This is a genomic window from Oerskovia sp. NPDC056781 (assembly GCF_042789955.1).
GTDB classification, from domain to species: domain Bacteria; phylum Actinomycetota; class Actinomycetes; order Actinomycetales; family Cellulomonadaceae; genus Oerskovia; species Oerskovia rustica.
This window is the reverse complement of the sequence record NZ_JBHUAD010000222.1, coordinates 1-6,460: the sequence shown is the minus strand read 5'-3', so window position 1 is coordinate 6,460 and position 6,460 is coordinate 1. Positions and strand designations below refer to the sequence as shown.

6 protein-coding genes are annotated in these 6,460 nt (G+C 71.0%); 5 read left to right on the top strand and 1 reads right to left on the bottom strand.

The features are described from left to right. Positions 1-345: 345 nt before the first annotated feature. Both rpsA and ACFRCR_RS15615 read left to right on the top strand, forming a co-directional pair. Positions 346-1,815: a 30S ribosomal protein S1 gene (rpsA, locus tag ACFRCR_RS15620; protein ID WP_377678781.1), complete on the top strand. Its 1,470-nt coding sequence runs from the start codon at positions 346-348 to the stop codon at positions 1,813-1,815. Between the two features lie 142 nt (positions 1,816-1,957). Then, positions 1,958-2,551 carry an NUDIX domain-containing protein gene (locus ACFRCR_RS15615; protein ID WP_377678779.1) on the top strand — a complete coding sequence of 198 codons (594 nt, stop codon included), beginning with the start codon at positions 1,958-1,960 and terminating at the stop codon, positions 2,549-2,551. A gap of 11 nt (positions 2,552-2,562) precedes the next feature. Here the strand turns inward: ACFRCR_RS15615 and ACFRCR_RS15610 are convergent, their stop codons facing one another. Next, positions 2,563-4,509, bottom strand: coding sequence for an ABC transporter ATP-binding protein (locus ACFRCR_RS15610; RefSeq protein WP_377678778.1), 1,947 nt, complete (start codon positions 4,507-4,509; stop codon positions 2,563-2,565). A gap of 117 nt (positions 4,510-4,626) precedes the next feature. On the opposite strand from ACFRCR_RS15610, the gene ACFRCR_RS15605 reads away from it, so the two are divergent. The 3 genes from ACFRCR_RS15605 to ACFRCR_RS15595 are packed head-to-tail and all read left to right on the top strand — an operon-like array spanning position 4,627 to position 6,384. Then, positions 4,627-5,091, top strand: coding sequence for a MarR family transcriptional regulator (locus tag ACFRCR_RS15605; protein WP_336707388.1), 465 nt, complete (start codon positions 4,627-4,629; stop codon positions 5,089-5,091). Positions 5,092-5,107: 16 nt separating this feature from the next. Continuing rightward, positions 5,108-5,725 carry a dephospho-CoA kinase gene (coaE, locus tag ACFRCR_RS15600; protein WP_377678776.1) on the top strand — a complete coding sequence of 206 codons (618 nt, stop codon included), beginning with the start codon at positions 5,108-5,110 and terminating at the stop codon, positions 5,723-5,725. Continuing rightward, on the top strand, positions 5,722-6,384 hold the full coding sequence (locus ACFRCR_RS15595) for a pyroglutamyl-peptidase I (RefSeq protein WP_377678774.1): 663 nt from the start codon (positions 5,722-5,724) through the stop codon (positions 6,382-6,384). Before coaE ends, ACFRCR_RS15595 begins: the two co-directional genes overlap by 4 nt. The last annotated feature ends 76 nt before the right edge of the window (positions 6,385-6,460 follow it).

The window sequence follows — 6,460 nt, the reverse complement described above, 5'->3', positions numbered from 1 at the left end:
GAACTGCCGGTGGTGCTGGCCGTGGACCCCACGGGCGGCCGTCGCGCATCCATGCTCCGGGCGCGGATCGGGACCCGGGGCCGTGGTCGGGCGGGCGTCGTCGCGGCGAGCGGGTGAGAGCGCGTGCACCGGTTCGGCTCCCTTTGACCGCGTCGCCTTTCCGTCGATAGGATGTCTGACGGTGCAGTGCGCCTACCGCCCTACCCCCTGCCTGAGACGTGACGCGTCCGTCGTGTTCGTCGTGGCGGGGCCGTTCCGTGCTCGGAGCGGAGGTCACCGGTGGTGACCACCACAGCAGCATCCCTATCCGAACTACTTCCTGTCCGCATCGGAGCATCGAACTCAATGACCATCTCCACCCCCGCGAAGTCCGCACCTCAGGTTGCCATCAACGACATCGGCACCGAAGAGGACTTCCTTGCCGCCATCGACGCCACCATCAAGTACTTCAATGACGGTGACATCGTCGAAGGCACGATCGTCAAGGTCGACCGTGACGAGGTTCTCCTCGACATCGGCTACAAGACCGAGGGCGTCATCCCCTCCCGCGAGCTGTCCATCAAGCACGACGTGGACCCCGGGGACGTCGTCAAGGTCGGTGACGCAGTCGAGGCCCTCGTCCTCCAGAAGGAGGACAAGGAAGGTCGCCTGATCCTCTCCAAGAAGCGCGCTCAGTACGAGCGTGCCTGGGGCACGATCGAGAAGATCAAGGAAGAGGACGGCGTCGTCACCGGCACCGTCATCGAGGTCGTCAAGGGCGGCCTCATCCTCGACATCGGCCTGCGCGGCTTCCTGCCCGCGTCGCTGGTGGAGATGCGCCGCGTCCGCGACCTCCAGCCGTACGTCGGCAAGGAGATCGAGGCGAAGATCATCGAGCTCGACAAGAACCGCAACAACGTCGTCCTGTCGCGTCGTGCGTGGCTCGAGCAGACGCAGTCCGAGGTTCGCTCGACCTTCCTGCAGACCCTGCAGAAGGGCCAGGTGCGCCCCGGTGTCGTCTCCTCGATCGTCAACTTCGGTGCGTTCGTGGACCTCGGTGGCGTCGACGGTCTGGTGCACGTCTCCGAGCTGTCCTGGAAGCACATCGACCACCCCTCCGAGGTCGTCGAGGTGGGCCAGGAGGTCACGGTCGAGGTCCTGGACGTCGACTTCGACCGCGAGCGCGTCTCCCTGTCGCTGAAGGCGACGCAGGAGGACCCGTGGCAGACCTTCGCCCGTACGCACGCCATCGGTCAGGTCGTGCCGGGCAAGGTCACGAAGCTCGTTCCGTTCGGTGCGTTCGTTCGCGTCGAGGACGGCATCGAGGGTCTCGTGCACATCTCCGAGCTGGCTGTCCGCCACGTCGAGCTGCCCGAGCAGGTCGTCAACGTCGGTGACGAGGTCTTCGTCAAGGTCATCGACATCGACCTCGAGCGTCGCCGCATCTCGCTGTCGCTCAAGCAGGCCAACGAGGGCGTGGACCCGGAGTCGGACGACTTCGACCCCGCGCTGTACGGCATGGCTGCCGAGTACGACGAGCAGGGGAACTACAAGTACCCCGAGGGCTTCGACCCCGAGACCAACGAGTGGCTCGAGGGCTTCGAGGCGCAGCGCGAGACGTGGGAGTCGCAGTACGCGAAGGCTCACGAGCGCTGGGAGGCTCACCGCAAGCAGGTCGCCGAGGCTCTCAAGGCCGACGACGAGGCTGCCACCTCGGGCGAGTCCGCGAGCTCCGCTGCCACCTACTCCTCGACCCCGGTCCAGGAGGAGGCTGCCGGCACGCTGGCTTCCGACGAGGCGCTCGCCGCTCTGCGCGAGAAGCTCACCGGTAACTGATCTCGTCCTGGCCTCACGGCCAGGGTGATGTCATGACGAGGCCCGCCACCTTCGGGTGGCGGGCCTTCGTCGTCCCCGGGACCGGCTCCTACCCGTCGAGGACAAGGGCGAGGAGTACCCGGGCTGCCCCTAGGCTGTGACGATGCAGTGGACCACCGAGAGCACCCGCACCGCCTATGAGAACCCTTGGATCAGGGTGCGGGAGGACCGCGTGATCCGGCCTGACGGCGCACCCGGCATCTACGGGGTCGTCGAGCTGCGATGGCCCGCGGTCTTCGTCGTCGCCCTCACGGACGCCGACGAGGTGGTGCTCGTGACGCAGCACCGCTACACCACCGACACTCTCTCGATCGAGGTCCCGGCCGGGGCGAGCGACGGTGAGGAGCCCATCGTCGCGGCCCAGCGGGAGCTCCTCGAGGAGACGGGGCTCCGCGCCCGGGAGTGGGTACGGGTCGGTGGCATGGACGCTCTCATCGGAGTCGCGAAGGCCCCCGAGCACGTGTTCGTGGCTCGGGGGCTGACGGGGACGCTGAACCGGCGGGGGGCCGGCAGCAGCGACGCACCGGGCCGCACGGTGCGGGGTCTGTCGTCGAGCCAGGCCGAGGAGGGCATCTCGCGTGTCGAGGCGGTGCCGTTCGCCGAGGCGCTGGGGATGATCTCAGCCGGGACCATCCGAGACGGGGAGACCATCGCGGCCCTCGCTCTCGCCGGGCTCTGGTTGGGCCGGTTCGCCTGACCAGGAGCGAGTCAGACCGCGACGCTCTCCTCGGTGTCCTGGGGCCCGAGCGCCTCGTCGGACGGGCTCGCCGTGTCGCCCGTCGCGAACTGCGTCCGGTAGAGCTCGGCGTAGAGACCACCGAGCCGCAGGAGGTCGGCGTGCGTGCCGGTCGCCACGACGTGCCCCTGGTCGAGCACGACGATCATGTCGGCCTGGCGGATCGTGGACAGCCGGTGGGCGATGACGAGGGACGTCCGACCGTCGAGGGCAGCGTCGAGCGCGAGCTGGACGGCGGCCTCCGACTCGGAGTCGAGGTGCGCGGTCGCCTCGTCGAGGACGACGAGGGCCGGCGCCTTGAGGAACAGGCGCGCGATGGCGAGCCGCTGACGTTCGCCTCCCGAGAGCCGGTAGCCACGATCGCCGACCACGGTCTCGAGGCCGGCGGGCAGGGACTCGACGAGATCGGCGACGTGCGCCTGGCGCAGCGCGGTCCACAGCTCGGCGTCCGTGGCGTCCGGCCTCGCGTACCGCAGGTTGCCGGCGATCGTGTCGTGGAAGAGATGGGCCTCTTGGGAGACCACGCCCACGGTGTCCTGCAGCGAGCGCTGGGTGACCTCGCGCAGGTCGCGCCCGGCGATGCGCACGGCGCCGCCCGTGGGGTCGTACATCCGCGTGACGAGCTGGGAGATCGTGGTCTTGCCCGCACCGGAGGGACCGACGACCGCGACCATCGCACCAGCGGGGACGTCGAACGAGACGTCCGTCAGGGTGTCGCTCGTCGGGTCCGAGCTCACGGTCGCGACGGCCTCGAGCGAGGCGAGCGAGACGTCGGCGGCGCCGGGATAGCGGAAGGTGACGTGCTCGAGGGCAAGGGTCGCGCCGTGGCGAGCGACGTCGTCGGACAGGTCGCGCGCGTCCGGCGCGTCGGTGACCGACGGCTCGAGGTCGAGGACCTCGAGGACGCGCTCGAAGCTCACGAGCGCGGTCATGACGTCCACCTGGACGTTCGACAGCGCGGTGAGGGGCCCGTAGAGGCGGGCGAGGTAGGCCGTGAGGGCGACGACGACGCCGACCGTGAGCGTGCCGCGGATGGCCATGACGCCGCCGAGCCCGTAGACGATCGCGACGGCGACCGAGGCGACCGTCGTGAGCGCGACGCGGAACACGGTCGCGTACATGGCCGAGGTCACGCCGATGTCGCGCACACGCCCGGCCTGCTCGGCGTACGTCGCCGACTCCTGCTCGGGGCGGCCGAAGATCTTGACCAGGTGCGCGCCCGCGACGTTGAAGCGCTCGTTCATCATCTGCGCGGCGTCGGCGTTGAGGGCGTAGCTCTCGCGCGTGATGCCGGCGAGCCTGCGACCGACCCAGCGTGCCGGAAGCACGAACACGGGGAGCAGGGCGAGCGCGATGAGGGTCAGCTCCCAGGACATCGAGAGCATCGCGGCGAGCACGAACACGACCGTGAGCAGGTTCGAGAAGACGTTGGACAGCGTCGAGGTGAACGCCTGCTGGGCACCCAGGACGTCGCCGTTGAGACGCTGGACGAGGGCACCCGTGCGCGTCCGGCTGAAGAAGGCGAGCGGCATGCGTTGCACGTGGTCGAAGACCGCGGTGCGCAGGTCGAAGATGAGTCCCTCGCCCACCCGGGCGGAGAACCAGCGCTCGCCGATGCTGAGCAGACCGGACACGAGCGCGATGCCGGCGACGACGAGCGAGATCTCGACGACGACGTCGACGCGGCCGGCCGTGATGCCGTTGTCGATGAGCGACTTGAACAGGAGGGGGGTCACGGCGCCTGCCGCGGCGTTGAGGGCGATGAGCACGAGGAACACCGCGAGCTGCGCCTTGTAGGGGCGCGCGAAGGCGAGGATGCGTCGGACCGTGCCGCGGTGGAGCCGCTGCTTGGCCACGGACGAGTCCTGGCGGAAGGTGCGCATGCCGGAGCCGCCACCGAAGGACGAGGGGAAGGACATGGAGCCTCCTGGGGGTCGGAGGGGAGATCGGCGGAGGAGGGGCCTCGACGCCGTTAGTGAGCCTACCTCACCATGAGTTGGTTCACAAGAGGCCGCCGGACGACTACTCTCGTGCCTGTGACGACAGACTTCGACGCCGAGAACGCCGAGTTCCTCACCCTGCTGCACGCCGCGATGCGGGCCGTTCGGAGGGAGGCGGGGGAGCGCCTCGAGCGCGCCCGGACCACGCCCGGGCAGTACCGCATGCTGCGGGTGCTCGACCGCTGCGACGGCCCTCAGCGACCCGGCGCGCTGGCCGGCATCCTCGACGTCGCCCCCCGGTCCGTGACGTCCAAGGTCGACGACGCCGAGGCCGCCGGGCTCGTGCGCAGGCTGCCGGACCCGACCGACCGGCGTGCGACCCTCGTCGAGCTGACCGACGAGGGGCGCGAGACCTTGGCCGCTGTCGCCGCCGAGCGCGAGACGAGCGCGGGCACCCTGCTCTCGCGCCTCGACGCCGACGACCGGCACGAGCTCCTGCGTCTGCTGCGCGTCGTGGCGGGGGAGGCCGGCGCCTCCTCGAGGCGTGCGCACGGGGCATGACTGGCAGGATGGACCCATGTTTCGCGTAGGCCTGACCGGCGGGATCGCAGCAGGAAAGTCCGTGGCCCTCGATCGGTTCGCCGAGCTCGGGGCCTGCGTCATCGACGCCGACGTGCTGGCCCGTGAGGCCGTCGCGCCCGGCACCGTGGGCCTCGACGAGGTCGTCCAGGCCTTCGGCGACGGCGTCCTCGCGCCCGACGGGTCGCTCGACCGTGCGCGGCTCGGGACCATCGTGTTCGGCGACGACGAGGCACGGCGCCGGCTCAACGGGATCGTCCACCCGGAGGTCCGTCGCCTGTCGGCCGAGCGCGAGGCCCTCGTCGCCGCGCGTGACCCGCGCGCCGTCGTCGTGCACGACATCCCGCTGCTCGTCGAGACCGGTCAGGCCGAGTCCTTCCATCTCGTCGCCGTGGTCGTCGCCCCCGAGGGCGTGCGGCTCCAGCGCCTCGTGACCACGCGTGGCATGCGCGAGGACGAGGCCCGGGCCCGGATCGCCGCGCAGGCCACCGACGCCGAGCGGCTCGCGGTCGCCGACGTCACCCTGGACGGCAGCGGCACGCCCGAGGCGCTGCGTGCCGAGGTGGACGCCCTGTGGGAACGCGTCGTGCGCGAGACCGCGGAGGAGCTCGCATGACCGTCCTGCTCTCGGGCTTCGAGCCGTTCGACGGCGCCGCGACCAACGCCTCCTGGCAGGCCGTGAGCGCACTGCGCGACGCGTGGGACGGGGCCGAGCCTCTCGTCGCTGTCGAGCTGCCGTGCACGTTCGCGGGAGCGTGGCCCGCCCTGGAGACCGCGATCGAGGAGCACCGGCCCCGGGTCGTGGTGGCTGTGGGCCTCGCGGGCGGGACGAGCGCGGTCCGCCTCGAGCGGGTCGCGATCAACGTGGTCGACGCGCGCATCCCCGACAACGCGGGTTCGGCCCCCGTCGACGTCCCGGTCGTCGAGGGCGGCCCGGCCGCCTACTTCACGACCCTGCCCCTCAAGCCGTCGCTGGTCGCGGTGCGTGAGGCGGGGGTGCCCGTCGCGGTGTCGAGCACCGCCGGGACGTACGTGTGCAACGCGACGTTCTACGACCTCGCGCGCTGGGCCGACGGGCGGGACGACGTGCGCGCGGGATTCGTCCACGTGCCCGCGGTGAGCAGCCCGGGAGGTCCGTCGCCCGACGGCGGGTCCCTGCCGCTCGCGGCTCACGTGCGGGCGTTGCGGGTCGTCGTGGAGACCGCCCTGGCCGACCTCGACCGTCGCCTCGACCGCGACGCCGCGAGCGCCGTCTCGGCAGGCGCCGAGCACTGACGGGACGACGGTCGCGAGCCGGTCCGAGCACGGGCCGCGCCGGAGACGGCCGAGGCCCTCAGGGATGTCCGTGAGG